Annotated in this window: 18 protein-coding genes; 3 read left to right on the top strand and 15 right to left on the bottom strand. The window is 55.4% G+C overall.

What is annotated here, in order from left to right:
- Positions 1–2: 2 nt before the first annotated feature.
- The 9 genes from mshL to H598_RS0101580 form a co-directional block, all read right to left on the bottom strand.
- Positions 3–1,670 carry a pilus (MSHA type) biogenesis protein MshL gene (gene mshL / locus H598_RS0101625; RefSeq protein ID WP_028111443.1) on the bottom strand — a complete coding sequence of 556 codons (1,668 nt, stop codon included), beginning with the start codon at positions 1,668–1,670 and terminating at the stop codon, positions 3–5.
- 17 nt (positions 1,671–1,687) lie between these two features.
- Entirely contained in the window at positions 1,688–2,002 is a 315-nt protein-coding gene (locus tag H598_RS26290; RefSeq protein WP_156896893.1) for an MSHA biogenesis protein MshK, read from the bottom strand.
- Positions 1,953–2,624, bottom strand: a complete 672-nt coding sequence (gene gspM / locus H598_RS0101615) for a type II secretion system protein GspM (RefSeq protein WP_028111441.1) — start codon at positions 2,622–2,624, stop codon at positions 1,953–1,955. The genes H598_RS26290 and gspM overlap by 50 nt, the downstream gene beginning before the upstream one ends.
- A complete protein-coding gene (locus H598_RS0101610; RefSeq protein ID WP_028111440.1) occupies positions 2,621–3,220 on the bottom strand; it encodes a PilN domain-containing protein in 600 nt (199 codons plus the stop codon). Before H598_RS0101610 ends, gspM begins: the two co-directional genes overlap by 4 nt.
- Complete coding sequence (locus H598_RS0101605; protein ID WP_028111439.1) at positions 3,210–4,070, bottom strand: type IV pilus biogenesis protein PilM; 861 nt, start codon at positions 4,068–4,070, stop codon at positions 3,210–3,212. Before H598_RS0101605 ends, H598_RS0101610 begins: the two co-directional genes overlap by 11 nt.
- Positions 4,071–4,195: 125 nt before the next feature.
- Positions 4,196–6,118 carry an EAL domain-containing protein gene (locus H598_RS0101600; RefSeq protein WP_169629185.1) on the bottom strand — a complete coding sequence of 641 codons (1,923 nt, stop codon included), beginning with the start codon at positions 6,116–6,118 and terminating at the stop codon, positions 4,196–4,198.
- Positions 6,119–6,532: 414 nt separating this feature from the next.
- Positions 6,533–7,171 (bottom strand): single-stranded DNA-binding protein, encoded by a 639-nt coding sequence (ssb, locus tag H598_RS0101590; RefSeq protein WP_028111436.1) that lies wholly within the window; start codon positions 7,169–7,171, stop codon positions 6,533–6,535.
- A gap of 64 nt (positions 7,172–7,235) precedes the next feature.
- On the bottom strand, positions 7,236–8,162 hold the full coding sequence (locus H598_RS0101585; protein WP_028111435.1) for a LysM peptidoglycan-binding domain-containing protein: 927 nt from the start codon (positions 8,160–8,162) through the stop codon (positions 7,236–7,238).
- Positions 8,163–8,185: 23 nt separating this feature from the next.
- Positions 8,186–9,553 carry an MFS transporter gene (locus H598_RS0101580; protein WP_035414924.1) on the bottom strand — a complete coding sequence of 456 codons (1,368 nt, stop codon included), beginning with the start codon at positions 9,551–9,553 and terminating at the stop codon, positions 8,186–8,188.
- Positions 9,554–9,751: 198 nt separating this feature from the next.
- Between H598_RS0101580 and uvrA the strand changes: the two genes are divergently transcribed.
- The 3 genes from uvrA to H598_RS0101560 all read left to right on the top strand — a co-directional run bounded on the left by uvrA (position 9,752) and on the right by H598_RS0101560 (position 13,304).
- Entirely contained in the window at positions 9,752–12,577 is a 2,826-nt protein-coding gene (gene uvrA, locus H598_RS0101570; RefSeq protein ID WP_028111433.1) for an excinuclease ABC subunit UvrA, read from the top strand.
- Positions 12,578–12,651: 74 nt separating this feature from the next.
- Positions 12,652–12,915: a hypothetical protein gene (locus H598_RS0101565; RefSeq protein WP_028111432.1), complete on the top strand. Its 264-nt coding sequence runs from the start codon at positions 12,652–12,654 to the stop codon at positions 12,913–12,915.
- Positions 12,916–13,022: 107 nt separating this feature from the next.
- Entirely contained in the window at positions 13,023–13,304 is a 282-nt protein-coding gene (locus tag H598_RS0101560) for a hypothetical protein (RefSeq protein WP_035414921.1), read from the top strand.
- Positions 13,305–13,397: 93 nt separating this feature from the next.
- Here the strand turns inward: H598_RS0101560 and H598_RS0101555 are convergent, their stop codons facing one another.
- The 6 genes from H598_RS0101555 to H598_RS0101540 form a co-directional block, all read right to left on the bottom strand.
- On the bottom strand, positions 13,398–13,622 hold the full coding sequence (locus H598_RS0101555) for a hypothetical protein (protein WP_028111430.1): 225 nt from the start codon (positions 13,620–13,622) through the stop codon (positions 13,398–13,400).
- Between the two features lie 324 nt (positions 13,623–13,946).
- Complete coding sequence (locus tag H598_RS0101550) at positions 13,947–14,234, bottom strand: hypothetical protein (protein ID WP_028111429.1); 288 nt, start codon at positions 14,232–14,234, stop codon at positions 13,947–13,949.
- Positions 14,235–14,285: 51 nt separating this feature from the next.
- The gene (locus H598_RS26285; protein ID WP_156896892.1) at positions 14,286–14,450 is read right to left on the bottom strand and encodes a hypothetical protein; all 165 of its coding nucleotides are present in this window, start codon (positions 14,448–14,450) and stop codon (positions 14,286–14,288) included.
- A gap of 9 nt (positions 14,451–14,459) precedes the next feature.
- Complete coding sequence (locus tag H598_RS26280; RefSeq protein ID WP_156896891.1) at positions 14,460–14,630, bottom strand: bacteriocin; 171 nt, start codon at positions 14,628–14,630, stop codon at positions 14,460–14,462.
- Between the two features lie 143 nt (positions 14,631–14,773).
- A complete protein-coding gene (locus tag H598_RS0101545) occupies positions 14,774–16,921 on the bottom strand; it encodes a peptidase domain-containing ABC transporter (RefSeq protein ID WP_028111428.1) in 2,148 nt (715 codons plus the stop codon).
- Entirely contained in the window at positions 16,921–18,168 is a 1,248-nt protein-coding gene (locus tag H598_RS0101540; protein ID WP_028111427.1) for an HlyD family secretion protein, read from the bottom strand. Before H598_RS0101540 ends, H598_RS0101545 begins: the two co-directional genes overlap by 1 nt.
- Between the last annotated feature and the right edge of the window lie 17 nt (positions 18,169–18,185).

Genomic DNA, 18,185 nt, shown 5'->3' with positions numbered 1-18,185 from the left:
AGTTACTCGTTCGGGTACCAGGTGTTGATCAGTGACTGGGACTGCTTCAATTGCTGCTCCCAGGTGCCCTTCTCAATCACCGTCGGCTTAATCAGGATGATCAGCTCGGTTTTCTGCTCCCGCTGAGATTTGTTGGTGAACAACTCCCCTACCGCCGGAATGTCTCCCAGGAACGGTACCTTGGACTCCACGTCCTCCATCAAGGTCTTCATCAGGCCACCGATCACCACCACGTCGCCACTCTTGGCGCGCACCAGGGTGTCGGACTCACGAATGTCGCTTTGCGCCAGCGGCAACTCCAGCACATCATCCAGCACCTTAATGGTTTTCACCTGCTCGGAGATGTCGGTTACCGATGGGTGGACGTGCAGCAGCACCTCGCCATCGGCGGAGATCTGCGGGGTCACGTCCAGGGCAATGCCAGAGAAGAACGGCGTCAGTTCCACTTCCGGGCTGGTCACCGGCGTGGTGGAAGCCACGGTGGTGGAGGACACCTCGGTAACGAAGTACTCGTCGGAGCCAACCTTGATGACCGCCTTCTGGTTGTTGGTGGCGGTTACCCGTGGGCTGGAGAGGGTGTCCACGTCGCCCTGAGTGTCCAGCAGGTTGATCACCGCACTGAAGTCACTGTTGCTGAACTTAAGGCCGGTGACGTTACCCAGCACGTCGGTGACCGCGTTGCCGAAGGTGCCAGCACTGGTGCCACCGGACCAGACGTTGTCGGCACCGGTGCCATCGTCCAGCAGGCTCCATTGAATGCCCTGCTGGTAGCCGTCGTTCAGGCGCACTTCCAGAATCCGCGCTTCCAGAATCACCTGCCGCTGCATGTGACCTTCGGCGGTGGTCAGGAACTCGCGAACCTGACGAATTTCATCCGGGAAGGCACGAATGGTCACCAACCCGGCCTGGGGCAGCAACACCACGGAACGGCCTTTGCCGGTGCCCACCAGGGTGGTCAGGGTCTCTTTCAGCTCGGTCCAGAAATCGGTCTTGTTGAGGGTTTCAATTCGAGTGCCATTGACATTGGTGCCGCCGGAATTGCTGTCCGAATTGTTGTTATTGGAGTTGTTGGAGCGGTTGTTATTGTTGCTGCCGCTGTTGTTATTGTTGTCGTTATTATTGTTGGAATTGTCGTCAGTGAGACCACCGGAGTTGACGCTGGTCACCGACAAACCGTTACGCTGCATGTACAGGTAGTTGACCGAGAAGGTTTCGGTACGCATGCCGGTTGGGTACACCTGCAGCACACGGCCGGTGCGACGCACGTCGTAGCCATAAATATCTTCGATGGTCTTGAGTACCTCATCCACCGACACCTGCTTCAGGTTCAGCGAGATGCTGCCCTGTACGCCAGGGTGTAGGGCGACGCTGTAGGGGCTGCCCTCCACCAGGCTGGAGAAGAACACCCGGGCATCCACATCCTTGGCGGCCACATCGATGAGCGGTACTGCCGGCTTGGGGATCACCGGCGTCGAGGCCGTCAGTTCCCGGGCAATCTCGTTCGGCAGCGCCATCGGCGGTTGCACCGCAGACGCCTTTCCCGCTTGCTCCTCGATGGCTTGATTCAAGGCCTGCTTGCTACCTGCAGGATCCTGTCGATCTTCCGGCAGTGATTGACACCCCGCCAGCAACACCAACGCCAGTAGGGGAAGTGCTTTGATAACCGTCATCGATTCCCTGATTTTCTTCATAATTGAACACCTAACTTGGGAAACAGTACCAGCTTGCGGCCATCGGCCAGCCAGACAGCATCCCGCTCGATTCTTGTAATTCTGGATCCCAGCACCTGGCTGCCACGGCCATAGCTTTTGCCACCAATAATGGCCATCCGCTTCGTGTCGGACACCACGATGGATTGCAGCTGCCCCGAGTTGGACACCGGTGCGGCCGCTTGTGACGGTGCTGCCCAAGCCGGAGGCTGGGTCGGATCTCTTAATGGCTGTGCCTGAACCTCAGTTAACAGAAAACAGCTCAGTATCACTACGAAGACGCGTACCAACACGAATCAACTCCTTCTCTGTTCCTAAGGTATAAATATCCAGGGTCATGATCGCCATCGGATACTCTTCCACCTGATAATCCACTTTCTGCCAGTAAAACTGTTGCGGCAGGGCTTCCATCTTGGCCAGCACTTTCATCAGACCAAAATACTCCCCTTTCAGGGTCAGCGTCAGGCCATGCTGATACAGGGAGCTGGCCGGTGACAGCGGCTCCGCCGGATTGGACACCAGCGATACCAGCTCAACCTGGGCCGCACTGGTGAGCATCTGCGCCAGTACCGTCGGCATCTGCTCGGGCAGAATCAAACCAATGACCCGCTCCCCCAGCTTCGACTGCTCCTGGGCAATCTGCTCCGACAGCTCGTCCATCTTCAGTCGATTGGCCTCATCCAGGTCGGACGCCAACTGGTCGTTCAATTCCATAACCTGAGCCTGATAGGCAGGCAGCTGCGCTTCGATGCTGCCGATGCTGCTTTGGTTCTGCTGCAGCTTCAGCCACATCGGTTCCACCAGCAGGGTAAACAGCAACATCGTCAGCACCACCAGGCCGCCGCCAAAGATCAGGCCGCGCTCTCGAACGCTGAGGGCATCAAACTGGCTTCTCAGTTTCTCAATCCGATTCATTCGCCCTCCTCCTCTTCGAGGCCATGCCCCACCACAAAGGTAACCGGGCCATCGGTGCCGCCATTGAGGGTGAACTGGCTCAGGGAGCGGCCCCGCAATGAGTGTTTCAGGCCCAACTTGGCCAGCCACTGGGGCACGGCGGCCGGCGACTGCGCCAGCCCTTGCAACACAATGCCGTTGTCGGACACTCCGAAGCGCTGCAACCACACCTGCTGATCACTGCTTTGTGCCAACTCTTTCATCAAGTTGGAAAAACCGGGATTGGCCATGACGCTGCGACGATCCAGCTCCAGCCCCAGGGATTCCATGGCATCCAGCTGACGCTGCAGAATCTCCACTTGCTGCAACAGGTGCTGATCCGGCTGACGAGCGGTCATCTGCTCGGTGAGCTGCTGAATCTGTTGCTGTTGATCGGTTTGCTGCTGTTGCAGGCTGGCCAGCTCGGCCTCACTCTGCTGATGCAGGTAACTCAACCAGCCGTACGCCGCCACCATCAGCACCAGCACCGCCGCCATGGCGGCAACGGTCCGATTGAAATTGAGCCGAATCTGCTTAGGCAGCAGATCGGAACTGAATAAGTTAACTCTATGCTTCATCCATCACCTCGGGGCGTTCTGCCAATGCCGCCTTGGCGATGCACTGCACCACATCGCAATCAACACTGGCGACCTGCACCACGGGAATCTCAAAGAAGGTCTGTATCCTGGGCTCCAGCCACTGCTGCAGCTCCACCGGTAACAGCAGATTCATGCTAGAAGGCGCTGGCAAACGCAGTTGCCGATCCAGGTAATCCAGCGACCGCTGCAACTCCAGGGTCAGAAAATCGAACTGAGCCTGACGGCCGGCGTCGTCCTGCTCTTCAACAAACTGAACCCCACTGATTGGCCGCTTCAGGACAAACTCGCCGGCCACCGACACCACCAGGTGCAACTGGTTGTCCTGCTGCTGACACAGCATCAGATGGGGTCGCTCATCTTTTGGCATCAGGTTCGTCAGGGCGATCTCCTCGATGGTGATCAGTTCGATGCGCACCTTTTGCTTCTGCAGGGCCGTCACCAGAGGGGTCAGCTTACGCTTATCCGCTACCACCACCTGCAGCTTTTTCGGGCCCGCCGGCTGCACCTTAAGCTCGAAAAAATCCAGATGCTGGTGCTCGAGGGGAATGCCGCTGAGGTCTTTCACCGACCAGGTCAATGCCGCCCGCATCTCTGTCGCATCGACGTTGGGGCGGTCGACGGTGATCACCTCATAGAGATCGGAACTGAGCAGTAAGCGAATCACTTTGGGGGCGTTCGGCAAACTGTTAAAGGTCGCTTTCCAGGACTCCGGAGTGTCCACAGACAGCGGTGGCAGACGGAAATTCTCGACAGCGAGGTGGCATAAGTTGCCCACCAAATAACCACCCATCAGCAGCGGTTCTGCTGACCGGCGAGAAAAGATTCCCATAGTTCCGCCCTTTACATTAAAGCTAATTAGTTATTTAAGCGCTGTCAGTTGGTTAAACACGCGTTTTGCTATATTACCACATTCCCTACTGGTAACCATCCATAGCCGTCAATAGTCTGACAGTGTCAAAAATCCTTGAATTGCGACTTTATCTGCTGGAGCTGTGGCGTCGCCTTGCCGGCAAGGGCGCCCTGATAGGCCACCACGTCCAACAACGCCAGTCGCTGCCGCTCCTCCTCCTGCTCCACTCCCTCGGCCATGACTTTGACTTTTGAGTGGGCCAAACTCTTAACCAGACTACCAATATATAGCTGATTTTCTGGCCTAAGATGGATTTTTTGCGACAGACTAGTGTGCAATTTAAGGTAGTTCACAGCAAATCGGTCGATGTAGTCCAATTCTTCGACTGACTGTCCAACGCCGTCCACCGCCAGCAGACAGTCGGCCGCCTGCAACTGCCGCAGCGGCTTCTCCAGCTTATCGGCCTGGCTGACCAGCTCGCGCTCATTGATCTCCACGATCAGTTGCTGCCGGCGAGTGCTGTAGCTGGCGAGGATCATCTTCAGCCGTTTAATGAAGCGTTCATGCAGCAAGGATTCCGCCGACACATTCACCGATACTGCCGCCGGCCAGTCGTGGTCGCGCAGCTGACGCAGGGCGATCTCCACCAGTCTCAGCTCGATTTGCGGTATCAACCCACAGCGCCAGGCCATGGGCCGATACAGGGTGGCTCGCATCAACTCGCCTTGGTTGTTGCGCATGCGACTGAACACCTCGAGGTGGTTCAGGCCCCCTTTATGATCCTTCACCGGTGCCATGTAGATCACCAGCCCGTCCCGGGACAGGGCATTTTCGATCATCGAACGCCAGCGCACCGACCCCTGGGCCAACTCCCGATCGACCGCCCCCTTGTCGTACATAAACCAACCGCTGTCGCCCTGAAGCTGGGCCGCTCTCAGGGCCATCTCCGCTTCGCCCATGACCTGATCCGGGGTGTCACCGCGGTTGTAGTAAGCCACACCGATGTGCATCAGCTCTTCGGCGTCCACCGACTTGGGCAGCGCCAACATGTCGCCCACCTTCACCAATTTGGCCAACAGCCCTTCGCACTCTTTCAACGGCAACTGCGGAATCAACAGCCCCAGCTCAAACGAGCTGCGGCTGGCAAATACCGCATCGAAATGATCGGCGATCAGCGGCCGGGTCAGATCGATGAACTGGCTCATGACCGCCTTACGCTCCGATGCCGACACCCCTTCCAGGGCCGTAAACTGCACCAGGCTGACCATACCCTGCTGTTTAATCTCGCCTTGCTCGGCAAACGCCTGCAGTCGATGCTCAAAGAAGGAGCGGTTACCGATCCCCAGGTTGGCATCGAGGAAGGTATTGGCGCGAATGTAATGATCCAGGTTTTTCTTGGCCTGACGCTCATGATTCCAGCTGCGGTGCAGTCGGCTGATGGCCCGGGCCGCACTGATGGGGCGTTCGCCAGAAGCGGCGTGGGCAGCCGCCGACATGTCACCGGCCAGTATTTTTCGACAACGCCTGGCCAGCATCTCGACTCCGTTCATCTCCCGAGACAACCAGAAGTAACCGATGACCACCATCGCCACCGAAGCCAGCAGGCCGGCAAAAATCACCGCCCACTCTCTGCCGGAGAAACCAGTCAGGATCTGGGGCGCCGGCATCACTACCTGCATATGCACTTCATTGGAAAGGCGAATGTCGAAATGATTCTGGCGTCGGTGCAGTGGATAAGGCGCCTGCCAGCGATACAGGTCATGGCCATCCCGCTCCAAACCGAAACGGGAGAATTCGTAGCTAAGCAGGAGATCCGGCAGCCAGCGGTCCAGGGCAGACAGGTCCGCATTGCGGAAAAATTGTCGCTCCAGCGTGGCGGCCAGATGCTCCACATTCTGTTGTTGGTTGCGGCTGGAATGGGAGTACGCCGCAGTCCAGGCGCTGACCAACAGCGCAAACACCACGATACTCAAAGAGGCGACCCAAAACGCAATTAAGCGCTGAGTCTGTTCCTGGGTTTTCTTCATCGACGCCCCTGTCTGCCCGATCTTGTCCATGCCGAGCTTGTCTTAATCATCCATCCCCAAAGGCGGCACGCCTGCAGGAAAATTCAGTGCATTATTGTTCTCTCAGTGAGCACTAAAACGAAGGCACTCCCCTTCGCTGCCAATGAACTTACCAATGAAACCCATAGCGTGACACACCATAGTCTTCACGGTACTCCAATATGCACACCGAGTAAATTGCTCAGGCAATATCGAAAAGCCTTTTCCGGCGGGCATTTGCAAACGGTTTACGCCATTATCGACGGCCACTATCCCCGCCCTCTGGGGTGCGGCATTCACTTCAACAATGAAAAGTGGCACCACCGCCGAACCGACAACAAAAAGGCCCTGACGAGTCAGGGCCTTTTTCAATCTTTACCGAACGACATCGGAATCCTAGAACGGGATATCGTCGTCCCAGCCATCGTCCAGATCCGGAGTGTAGTTCTGCTGGGCAGTCTGCTGCGGTGCGGCCGGCTTTTGCTGAGCAGGCTGCTGAGGTGCGGCAGGCTTCTGCTGTTGCTGTGCAGGAGCAGCTTGCTGACGCGGTGCATAGTTCTGCTGAGGCGCAGACTGCTGACCGCCGCCGTAGTTGCCCTGGCCGCCTTGCTGGCCACCCTGGAAACCACCACCTTGCTGGCCACTCTGGAAGCCACCACCTTGCTGGCCACCCTGGAAACCGCCGCCTTGCTGGCCGCCACGGGAATCGAGCATCTGCATCTCATCCGCCACCACTTCGGTGGTGTAACGATCCTGGCCGTTGTTGTCCTGCCACTTGCGGGTTTGCAGTTTGCCTTCCAGGTACACTTTGGAGCCTTTACGCAGGTATTCACCGGCGATTTCAGCCAAACGACGGAACATCACCACACGGTGCCACTCAGTACGCTCCTGCTGCTGACCCTGCTGGTCTTTCCAGGTTTCACTGGTTGCTACGGTGATGTTTGCCACGGCGTTACCGTTCGGCATATAACGAACCTCAGGATCTTGTCCCAGGTTACCAACGAGAATCACTTTATTGACGCCACGGCTGGCCATCGTTGTCTCCAATTCTGAATTTTCTCTAATCGAGCAAGGGTACCACAGCACCGTGACAGGATCATCACCTGCCGCTGGCTTTGCTCAAGCTTTCAAAGCGCTTTTTGGCACTGGCCTCTGAGTTCCAATGGCCGATTATCTTGGCCTCTGGCCAACTAAGCTGCTCACAAGTCAGGGAATTTGGATTACCGCCTCGAAAACAGCCGGGGTTGGCCTGCACCAGCGCCATCAAGGCTCCGTACTGACCCAGCCCCATCTTGCCGGCAGAGACCCTGGCCACCGACCACAGCGAGCGCTTGTCCATCACGATGGGGGGCTGCGATTTGGCTTGTGGGGCGCGATAAAACGCCTGCTTGGCCCGGGCTTCGTTCTGCCACTGGTTCAGCACCAAGGCCGGTGGGCAAGCCAGCGCCTCGCAGTGCAGTTTCTGCGGATCGCCGTTGCTAAAGCAGTCGGGATTGGCCTGCACCAGCGCCATCATGGCGCCGTAATGCCCCAAGCCCAGTTGCGGGGCCAGATCCCGGCTCATGGACCAGAAGCTGCGACCATTCAGCGGGCAAGCCCTGGGGGGAACCGAGCGGGAATGAGAATCGACGGCAGGTGCCACCCGTTGTACTGTCGCCACCACTTCCGGTGAACGGGCCTTATCGCCATCCAGCTTGACGGTAAAGTGAATCAGCTTGTCGGCCGAGTCATGAAACAGGCTGGACACTACCACCTCGGCGCGGTTGCCGTTTACCGGCTCGCGCCCCTTGAGGTGCAGCTTATAGTTGTTGACCGATGAACGATGCAACAGGGTGCGACGGCCATCCTGAACCAGAAAGAAGCGCAGCTGCTCCACCACAAAGGCGTCGCCAACCACATTGATGGTCAACTCGAGGGGCTCGCCCGGCCGGGACAGTACCCGGTTGATACTCAGGTGCTCCACCTCTCTGGCGTGCACCGATGCGGTTAACAGCAACAACAACCAAAACACCACTCCCTTGGCCATCGTTTTCCCCTCAGCCTTCGCTATCAGTTCGCCAGTAACTGTCTGGCTTGTTCAATATCAAACGGTTCCTCTACCTTCAGGTAGGCCGCCTGCTGTTCCAGAATCAAGGTCACTTCCGCCACGCCGGGTTGAGCCAGCAACTGGCTGGCCAGGGCCTTGGCATGGGCGTCGTTATTGATGTGCGCGTCCATGGTAATGCTCTTGACCGAGCGAGGGTTTTTCAGGCCCAGCATCGGAATAAACCACAACAGAGTCAGGCCGGCACACACCAGGAACACCCCTTCAGCACCGAACATGGTGTACATGCCGCCACCGATGGAGCCACCGAAAAACGCCCCCATAAACTGGCTGGTGGAGTAGATGCCCATGGCCGAGCCTTTATCTCCAGCCGGACTCAGGCGGGAGATCAGCGTCGGCAGTGATGCTTCCAGGTAGTTGAAACCGGTAAAGAACACCAGCGTCGCCGCCCCCAGCACCCACAGGCTGTGGTGAGCGAAAGCCATCATCAGCATCGACCCCATCAGCAGCAGCATCGCCATCAGGAACGGGCGACGGCTGTCCTGCTTACGGACCGAAAAGATGATCATCGGCGCCATCAGCACGAAGCTCAGCAGCAATGCCGGCAAGTACAGCTTCCAGTGCGAAGTGGCCACCAGGCCACTATCGACCACGGCAATCGGCAGCGCCACAAACAGCGCACACATAATGAAGTGCAAGGCAAAGATGCTGATGTCCAGGCGCAGCAGCTGCGGGTTCTTAAGCATCTTCAGGAACCGGGCCGGAACGGCCACCACATCGCCGGTGGGCGCCTGGCGTACCGCGTTGGGCACCAGACCGTGCACCACCAGCAGCGCCGCCGAAGCCAGCACCGCGGTCAAATAAAACAGGCCGCTCAACCCCATTGAAGAGGCCAGCGTCGGGCCGGCCACCAGGCTAATGGCAAACGACAGGCCGATGAAGGAACCGATCACCGCCATCACCTTGGGACGCTGCTCTTCCCGGGTCAGATCCGACGCCAGGGCCAGCACCGCCGAGGCCACTGCCCCCATGCCTTGCAAGGCACGGCCCACCGTCACCATCTGAATGCTGTCGGCGGTGGCCGCCACCAGGCTACCAATAATAAACAGGATCAGGCCGACGGTGATCACCGGTTTACGACCGTATTTGTCCGACAGCATGCCCGCCGGAATCTGCAGCAACGCCTGCGTCAGGCCGTAGCCACCAATGGCCAAACCCACCCACATGGGGGAGAAGCCGTCCAGGTGCTGGCCATAAATCGCCAACACCGGCATGATCAAAAATAACCCAAACATCCGCAGGCCATAAACACTGGCCAGGGTAAACGCCGCTCGGCGTTCGGTAGGGTTCAACCCATTACTCACTGCATGCATCCTCTAACTGGAGCGCTTCGGGGGCGACAGTTTACCAGAGCTGAACACGCTGCACAGTGTCAATCTGTGCCGGTGTTCGCCGTGGCCGCCCTTAAACTGGACTTTACAATGCAGATTAAGACCATCGATTTTGTGGAAGTGCCTTAGCAATAAAGATTATGCGATACTGATCAAATTGTTTTTAACTCTGGCAGTATCATGGATCAGATTGACGTCCGCGGCGCCCGCACCCATAACCTGAAAAACATCTCCCTGACCCTTCCCCGCGACAAGCTGATTGTGATCACCGGGCTGTCGGGCTCAGGCAAGTCGTCGCTGGCGTTCGATACCCTGTATGCGGAAGGCCAACGCCGCTACGTGGAATCCCTGTCGGCCTACGCCCGCCAGTTTCTGTCGCTGATGGAAAAGCCCGACGTCGACCACATCGAAGGCTTGTCACCAGCGATCTCCATCGAGCAAAAGTCCACCTCCCACAACCCTCGCTCCACCGTGGGCACCATTACCGAGGTGTACGACTACCTGCGACTGCTGTTTGCCCGGGTCGGCGAGCCCCGCTGCCCCACCCACGGCCAGCCGCTGGCCGCCCAGACCGTCAGCCAGATGGTGGACAAAGTGCTGACCCTGCCCGCAGGCAGCAAGCAGATGCTGCTGGCGCCGGTGGTTCAGGGCCGTAAAGGCGAACACACCAAGCTGCTGGAGGGGCTGGCGGCTCAGGGCTACATTCGCGCCCGCATCGACGGCGAGGTCTGCGACCTGTCGGATCCACCGCCGCTGGACCTGCACGTAAAACACAACATCGAAGTGGTGGTAGACCGCTTCAAGGTTCGCGACGATTTGGCCCAACGACTGGCGGAATCCTTTGAAACCGCGTTGGAGCTGTCCGGGGGGGTGGTTCATGTTGCCAGCATGGACGACGCCAATGCCGAACCGCTGATCTTCTCGGCCAACTTCGCCTGCCCACTCTGTGGCTACGCCATGAGTGAACTGGAGCCGAGGATCTTCTCCTTTAACAACCCGGCCGGAGCCTGCGGCACCTGTGATGGCCTGGGTGTGCAGCAATTTTTCGACCCGCAGCGAGTGATCACTAACCCGGAACTGTCGCTGGCTGGCGGCGCCATTCGCGGCTGGGACAAGCGCAACTTCTACTACTACCAGATGCTCAAATCCCTGGCCGACCACTACAAGTTTGACCTGGATGAACCCTTTGAAGACCTGCCCAAGAAAGCCCGTGACGTAGTGCTGAACGGCTCTGGCCGCCAGAGCATCGCCTTTAAATACGTCAACGACCGGGGCGATGTGGTGACTCGCAACCACCCGTTCGAAGGCATTCTCAACAACATGCAGCGCCGCTACAAAGACACCGAGTCTAACTCGGTGCGAGAGGAGCTGACCAAGTACATCAGCACCTCCAGTTGCCGCAGCTGCGGTGGTTCGCGGCTGCGGGAAGAAGCCCGCAACGTGTTCGTGAATGAGGTCAACCTGCCGATCCTGGCGGAATGGTCCATCGGCCAGGCGTTGGAGTGGTTCCAGAGCATTGAGCTCGAAGGGCAACGCGCCCAGATTGCCGAGAAGGTACTGAAAGAGATTTGCGACCGCCTCGGCTTCCTGGTGAACGTAGGCCTCAACTACCTGACGCTGTCACGCTCGGCAGAAACCCTGTCCGGCGGCGAAGCCCAGCGCATTCGTCTGGCCAGCCAGATTGGTGCCGGCCTGGTGGGGGTCATGTACGTACTGGACGAGCCCTCCATCGGCCTGCATCAGCGTGACAACGAGCGTCTGCTCGGCACCCTGACCCACCTGCGGGATCTGGGCAACACGGTGATTGTGGTGGAGCACGACGAAGACGCCATTCGCACCGCCGACCACATTGTCGACATCGGCCCCGGTGCCGGCGTTCATGGCGGTGCCGTTGTGGCTCAGGGTGATTACCAGGCCATTTGTGATAGCGAGCACTCACTTACCGGCCAATACCTGTCGGGTAAGAAACAGATCGCCATTCCTAAGCAACGGGTGGCATTCAACAAAGACAGCGTCATTGAACTCAAAGGGGCCAGTGGCAACAACCTGAAGCGGGTCGACCTGACCATTCCCTGCGGCCTGATGACCTGCATTACCGGCGTCTCCGGCTCCGGTAAGTCAACCCTGATCAACGATACCTTCTACAAGCTGGCCCACATCGAACTCAACGGCGCCAGCGTCGACGAACCGGCCCCCTACACCAGCATCCAGGGTCTGGATAACTGCGACAAGGTGGTGGACATCGATCAGAGCCCCATTGGCCGTACCCCCCGCTCCAACCCGGCCACCTACACCGGCATCTTCACTCCGATTCGGGAGTTGTTTGCGGGTACTCACGAATCCCGCGCCCGAGGCTACAAGCCCGGTCGCTTCTCGTTTAACGTCCGTGGCGGGCGCTGCGAAGCCTGTCAGGGCGATGGCGTGATCAAGGTAGAGATGCACTTCCTGCCAGACGTGTACGTGCCGTGCGACCAGTGTAAGGGCAAGCGCTACAACCGCGAGACGCTGGAAGTGCACTACAAAGGCAAGAGCATTCATGAAGTGCTGGAGATGACCGTCGAAGAGGCGCGTCAGTTCTTCGACCCGGTCCCGGCCATTGCCCGCAAGCTGCAAACCCTGATGGATGTGGGCCTGTCTTACATTCGCCTGGGCCAATCGGCCACCACCCTCTCTGGCGGTGAAGCCCAGCGGGTGAAGCTGGCGCGGGAGTTGTCCAAGCGTGACACCGGCAAGACCCTGTACATTCTGGACGAGCCCACCACCGGCCTGCACTTCCAGGATATTCAGATGCTGCTGGACGTACTGCACCGACTGCGCGATCACGGCAACACCGTGGTGGTAATTGAACACAACCTGGATGTGATCAAAACCGCCGACTGGATTGTAGACCTCGGCCCCGAGGGCGGCTCCGGTGGCGGTGAAATCCTGGTTACCGGCACCCCCGAGCAGGTGGCCAAGCACAAGGTCTCGCACACCGCCCGCTTCCTGAAGCCGCTGCTCGCCTGACCGCAACGCCAACCTTGACCCATCCGGCCCGGTCGCGACAGACTGGGCCTCTTTGTTTAAGCGCCAACAACGATATGAAACCCGATTGCCACACCGCCATGACACAGCTGATTCAGCAGGCCCGGGACGCCTTCCCTTTTGGCGTGCCCGAAGCCGAGTTGTGTGGCGGCAAGTGCATTGGCTGCCCCAAAAAACTGCTGGAGTTGGTGGACACCGAACTGTGTGACTGGGAGACCCGGCTGGAACAGGGTGAGGTGCCTAAGCTGGGCGACGTTTCACGTCTGGGCAAGCTGTGCCGCAACGTTCATCGGGGCCTGAAACGCAACGGCGTGGTGTAAGCCACCCGCCCAAACTCGGGCCAGATGTCAAGATTGAACTGTGCGGCCGTTACGCCAATAATGGCGCCTCAACGCTGGCCAAAAGCAGCCAACCACAGGAAGATCTCATGCGTTCTAGCGACACCCAGATTCAGGGCACTCCCAAAGACTACTCCAGCGATCTCTACCGGGTCACCTTTGAAGTAGCGGAATCCAACGGCGCCGCCAAAACCATTCTCACCGACTTTCTTGGTCCCGAGCACAGCCGCAAGCTCATCGCCCTGCCCCACGGCTACCAGTGTGAGCTGCCGATGCAGTGCATTCCTGAACTGGTGCGCAACCTGACCATGGCCAACATCGCCGTCTATCAGGTGATTCGCCATGAACAGGCCCAAGGTGAGTGGCAATAGCCATTGCGCTTCGGCAGGGAACAACCGCCGGCTAAAACACACTCCGCCGCCTTGGGGCTAACTCCTAAAACAGATGGGGCGATGCCGCTACCGTTATGACTTTGGCTTTCCCAACAGCCACTCCAGGTTAAGCAGCAACCACAGCGCATTGGCCGCCGAACACAACCATGCGCCCGCCAGCAAGGAAGCATCGAGCTTCGGCGACTCAGACAGCGCCAGGGCGCTCAGTAATGTCACTAAAACCGCAAACATCAATAGCCATAGGGCGAAATAGAATAAGGCTTCGTAAGATGGGGCATTTCCTTTAGGAAAGGTCATCTTCCCTAGTCTTCCGGCGGGAACGATTTCAGAGAGGAAAAGGGGGCACTTAGCCTGATTAGAGCAAAACCAACCCCAAAGGATATGGCATCCAAGACATAGCTATTCCAAGATCCAAGAAAATAATATAGCCCAAACACAAAAGGAAAAAACGCAAATAATATAACAAGGTTTCCTGATAGGATTGCAGGGGTATTAATAAACCGGCATCGTTCACAGTCAATCTTATTTTTTGTAATCAACGACATCAGCAATTCCCTGCTAAATTGATGCCCACAATTACCGCAGTACCGTTCCAAGTGGCCAAGTTTCATCCTTTTCCCCTCAGCTTTTATCTTCTACCAATGAAAAAAACACATCCAAGTATTTCTGGAAAAATACCGTCACCAGTCCGCCAATGACAACTATAAAGTCCACTCGGATGTCAGTGAACAGCCCCAGCGCTCCACCAACTACCAAACCGATAAAAACACTGTTGATCAGAGACGCGACAGGGCTAACCCTAAGAACCCGGTGGCAATGAGGGCAAGGAATACGCTCGTCATCCACGAACTTCTTGATGTAGGAAAAATCTATCGAGGATTTACAATGTGGGCAATCTCTAGAAAACATATCCAGTTCCTTAAAAGTCAAATGTGGCAAAAAGCCACATTTGACTGCTTCCTAGTTAGTATTCAACCAACGGCCAATGCCGCCTGAAACGAATGCACCGACAGACATACCAATTGCCTTTCTTCCATAGTAACGAGCAGCTACAACCAGAAGAGCAATAGCAACAGGGTTCCCCCCCTGAACTTCCAACATTTCATTTCCATTTAATAAAGTCATATTCTATCCTTAGAATTCAAGTGTTCCAACAGCTCGATAGCCCGCATATGCCGAAAAGGCTGTAATTGATCCTTTCACTGCATTTCTGAAAATGGTTGAACGTACAACAAACCCAACAACAACAATTATTGGGTGACCTCCAACAACATTATTCAATTCACTATTTGTCAATTCCTGCATAACAACATCCTTATTTAACGTTCCCTGTTTATGCAAGTGCGGATTTAAAGCATAGCCTCAAAATCAGCAACTTGCATGATGACAAGGGCTACACATTCCGCCCTTGATCCAATGCCTTGTGTATTCCGGCATCAAATTCCTTTCTACGAATTAGTGCTGATCGCCTCCTCAACATTGATGTCCCGCACCCTGCCTGACTCCAGAGCAAAGACACGATCGGCATGACGAATCGTTTCAGGACGATGGGCAACAATTATTCTGGTAATCGGCAGCTTGCTAATCTGTTGACTAATCTGAGTTTCATTGTCCAAGTCCAGATGACTGGTGGCCTCATCCAAGAACAACACACTCGGCTCCTGATACAGCGCTCGGGCCAGCAATATCCTCTGCATTTGACCGCCGGAAAACTGGTTACCCATATCTCCTACAAGGCTGTCATAGCCCATTGGAAAGCCCCGAATTTCACTGTCTATTGCCGCCAATTGGGCACATTTCTGCATCTTCAACAGATTTGGTTCGGGATCGAAGAAGGTGATGTTGTCAGCGACACTTCCGGAAAAAAGGGTGTCATTCTGCATCACAGCGGCAATCTGACGACGATAACGAGTCAGCCCGAGAGTATTGATGTCCACCCCATCCAAGCAAATTCGGCCACTCACAGGAGACAGTAATCCAAGCATCAACTTCATCAACGTTGACTTGCCCTCACCCGATGCGCCAACGATGGCAATACACTCTCCAGGTTCAATGACCAGAGATACCTCCTGCAGAACAGGAACAGCATCTCCATAGGAGAAGCTCACTCCCTCAACAGTCAATCGCCCGTGAGGTGCTTCCAGCAGTTGATCACCGTCTCGACAGCTTTCTTGTTCATGCAAGGCGATATCCGATATTCGGTCCAAATGTAGACGCAATATGCGAAATTCGATCAACTGTTCAAGAAAACTGGTCGCTCGCTCTGTTAACTGTTGTTTATAGGCCATAAAAGCCAGCACCATACCAACCGTCATCTTTCCATCCATAACGGTCATGGCCGCAATGTAAACAACGACAATATTTTCAATTCCAAACAGAAACTTGCTCGATGACTCAAATCCGATCTTTAATTTTCCCAACCTAATGTCGGCGTTGATGACATCCGCATACTGGTTTTGCCAAAGGGATTGTCGTTGAGCTTCCCGAGTAAAAAGCTTAATTGTCTGAATACCCCTGACATTTTCCAGAAAATTACTTTGCTCTTTGGCACTCGCTTGAATCGACTCCTCGGTGGTTCTATGCAATGGTCGATACAGAGATAATCGAAGAAGGTAATACAATGCCACGGCGATCAAGACAACCACGGTCAGCTTAATGCTGTAGATAAACATCATGATCAATACCGCAATGGACATCAAGCCATCGACTGTCGTCTCCACCAGACCGCTGGTTATCCGCTCTCTGACATTGGCCAATGATCCAAATCGAGAAACCAGATCACCAATATGCCGTTTCTCAAAGAAACTCATCGGCAGTCTCAATAGGTGGTGCAATAGATTCACACCCAATTGCATATTGAATAAGGCGGACAGCCTTAAGACTAACCAGGAGCGAGCGACGGTGGTTGCGACAGTTATCAAGACTATCAGGGCAAATCCCAAGGCCAGCACTTTAAGTAGTGCCACATCTTGGCTGATCAATACCTCGTCGACCACCCACTGCATGTAATAGGGAGACACCAGAGAAAATAGCTGCAGCAACAGAGAGAAACCCAAAAGTGCCAGTAGTGCAGATTTGAATCCGGTCAATTTAGACCACAGTTGCCCTAACCGCATTCTTTGACGCTCATCCTCACGGATAAAACTCTGAGTCGGAGACAGCTCCAGTGCCACGCCAGTGAAGTGAGTCGCAAATTCATCCAGGCCATACTGGCACCGTCCCTTTCCCGGATCATTGACCATCACGTGCTTGGAAGTGACTTTGGTAAGCACCACAAAATGATTCATATCCCAGTGGATGACACAGGGTAAAGATAGGTGACCAGCCTCCTCCAGAGGGCATTTAAGTGCTCGACTCGCCAGACCTAACGAATCTGCCACTTCGATCATTTGTTGCAAGTTCATCCCTTTAAGGCCGGTTGAAAACCGCTTTCTTACTGCAGCTAAATCCAGCCTTTTGCCATGAAAACTGGCAACCATAGCCAAACAGGCCAAACCACACTCAGCGACCTCGGCCTGGAGAATCACTGGCACTCGCTTAATACCGGAAAAATCCAGCATTGAAGCCGTTTGGTTGTTATCGCTCTTGCCAGACATTACCCAACCCTCCCTTTCAGGCTATAGATGGGATCCAGCAGCCATTGGACCAAATTTCGGCTTTCCAGAATAATGTCCGCCTCCAGTTGCATGCCGCTTTTCAGTTGAAACGACTCGCCGTAAGCATTCAGACTTTGTACCGGAAGCTTGGCCTGCACTCGATAAACAGGCTCATTCATTGGAATGGGCAATCGGCTGTCATTTTGCTCAAGAACAACCTTATCGACCTGATAAACATGAGAGGCCATGGACCCAAATCTCTGATAAGGAAAGGCGTCGAATCGCAGACGCGTTGTATCCCCCTTTCTTACAAATCCTGCTGAGCGACTCGGTAATAGCAACTCCGCAACTAAAACCGCTCCCTCGGGAATTACACTCATTAACGGTACCGAAGATGAAATGTACTCCCCTATCGCTGTTTGAATAGCGGTTACCGTTCCGTTTGAGGTCGCACGAATGACGTAGCGAAACCGGTTCTGCACCTCAGTTCGCTGTCGAAGAAAAATGGTTAACTTCTTTTCGATCTCAAGGATTTGCAATGAACGTTGGTGGGGCAACATTCCAGATTCCTGTTGCAGCTGTTCCAACCTGGACTGACTCTGGTTCTTATCGATCTGAGCCTGTTCCTTGGCGTGTTGCACCAGCAGCAGTTGCTCCTTTTGGGCGTGGAAATCCGATGTTGATATAAATCCGTTCTGGTGCAGTTCCTTTGATTTATCTAGAAGAACTTCTTTGATCTCCAAACGCTCTGAAATGAGAGAGAGCTGCAATCCAAGATCATCGATATGGCGCTCTAGAGCATCGATGTCTGTAGCCAGTTTATGTTGCTGTTTATGTTCCAAATCTTTGCGATGAACAAGCTCCCTGTTAAGGATAGAGATCTGCTTGTCGATCTCTTCTATCAGGGTATCTTCAAGTTCTCCGCCCGAGGTAAGGGAACGGCTGTCAGTGATGGTAATCAGAGGGTCGCCTTTACCAATCTTTTGCCCCTCCTCAACATGAAGTTCGGTAATGGCCCCTCTTCTGTCGGAGTACACACGAATCATGCCTTTGTCTGGCTTCAGATACCCCTTAACCGTTTCTTTTCGTGCATATTCAGAGGTCAGAAGGAAAACAATCAACGCAATAGTAAAGACTACAAGACTTAAGGCTATATAGTGAATCGACATTGGCTGAGACAAAGACACGACTCCCGTGAGTCGATGTTTTTGCGCTTCTATTGCCTGTGCTCTAAATAAACCAGCCATCTTCCTTGTCCTGATTC

Origin of the sequence: Ferrimonas kyonanensis DSM 18153 (genome assembly GCF_000425405.1) — a bacterium.
Lineage (GTDB): Bacteria > Pseudomonadota > Gammaproteobacteria > Enterobacterales > Shewanellaceae > Ferrimonas > Ferrimonas kyonanensis.
This window is presented reverse-complemented; position numbering and strand designations above follow the sequence as displayed.

Excerpts from the sequence above, each read along its gene's own strand:
- mshL (WP_028111443.1), bottom strand. The coding sequence starts at position 1,670 with ATGACGGTTATCAAAGCACTTCCCCTACTGGCGTTGGTGTTGCTGGCG.
- gspM (WP_028111441.1), bottom strand. The coding sequence starts at position 2,624 with ATGAATCGGATTGAGAAACTGAGAAGCCAGTTTGATGCCCTCAGCGTT.
- H598_RS0101610 (WP_028111440.1), bottom strand. The coding sequence starts at position 3,220 with ATGAAGCATAGAGTTAACTTATTCAGTTCCGATCTGCTGCCTAAGCAG.
- H598_RS0101605 (WP_028111439.1), bottom strand. The coding sequence starts at position 4,070 with ATGGGAATCTTTTCTCGCCGGTCAGCAGAACCGCTGCTGATGGGTGGT.
- H598_RS0101600 (WP_169629185.1), bottom strand. The coding sequence starts at position 6,118 with ATGAAGAAAACCCAGGAACAGACTCAGCGCTTAATTGCGTTTTGGGTC.
- ssb (WP_028111436.1), bottom strand. The coding sequence starts at position 7,171 with ATGGCCAGCCGTGGCGTCAATAAAGTGATTCTCGTTGGTAACCTGGGA.
- H598_RS0101585 (WP_028111435.1), bottom strand. The coding sequence starts at position 8,162 with ATGGCCAAGGGAGTGGTGTTTTGGTTGTTGTTGCTGTTAACCGCATCG.
- H598_RS0101580 (WP_035414924.1), bottom strand. The coding sequence starts at position 9,553 with ATGCATGCAGTGAGTAATGGGTTGAACCCTACCGAACGCCGAGCGGCG.
- uvrA (WP_028111433.1), top strand. The coding sequence starts at position 9,752 with ATGGATCAGATTGACGTCCGCGGCGCCCGCACCCATAACCTGAAAAAC.
- H598_RS0101565 (WP_028111432.1), top strand. The coding sequence starts at position 12,652 with ATGAAACCCGATTGCCACACCGCCATGACACAGCTGATTCAGCAGGCC.
- H598_RS0101560 (WP_035414921.1), top strand. The coding sequence starts at position 13,023 with ATGCGTTCTAGCGACACCCAGATTCAGGGCACTCCCAAAGACTACTCC.
- H598_RS0101555 (WP_028111430.1), bottom strand. The coding sequence starts at position 13,622 with ATGACCTTTCCTAAAGGAAATGCCCCATCTTACGAAGCCTTATTCTAT.
- H598_RS0101550 (WP_028111429.1), bottom strand. The coding sequence starts at position 14,234 with ATGTTTTCTAGAGATTGCCCACATTGTAAATCCTCGATAGATTTTTCC.
- H598_RS26285 (WP_156896892.1), bottom strand. The coding sequence starts at position 14,450 with ATGACTTTATTAAATGGAAATGAAATGTTGGAAGTTCAGGGGGGGAAC.
- H598_RS26280 (WP_156896891.1), bottom strand. The coding sequence starts at position 14,630 with ATGCAGGAATTGACAAATAGTGAATTGAATAATGTTGTTGGAGGTCAC.
- H598_RS0101545 (WP_028111428.1), bottom strand. The coding sequence starts at position 16,921 with ATGTCTGGCAAGAGCGATAACAACCAAACGGCTTCAATGCTGGATTTT.
- H598_RS0101540 (WP_028111427.1), bottom strand. The coding sequence starts at position 18,168 with ATGGCTGGTTTATTTAGAGCACAGGCAATAGAAGCGCAAAAACATCGA.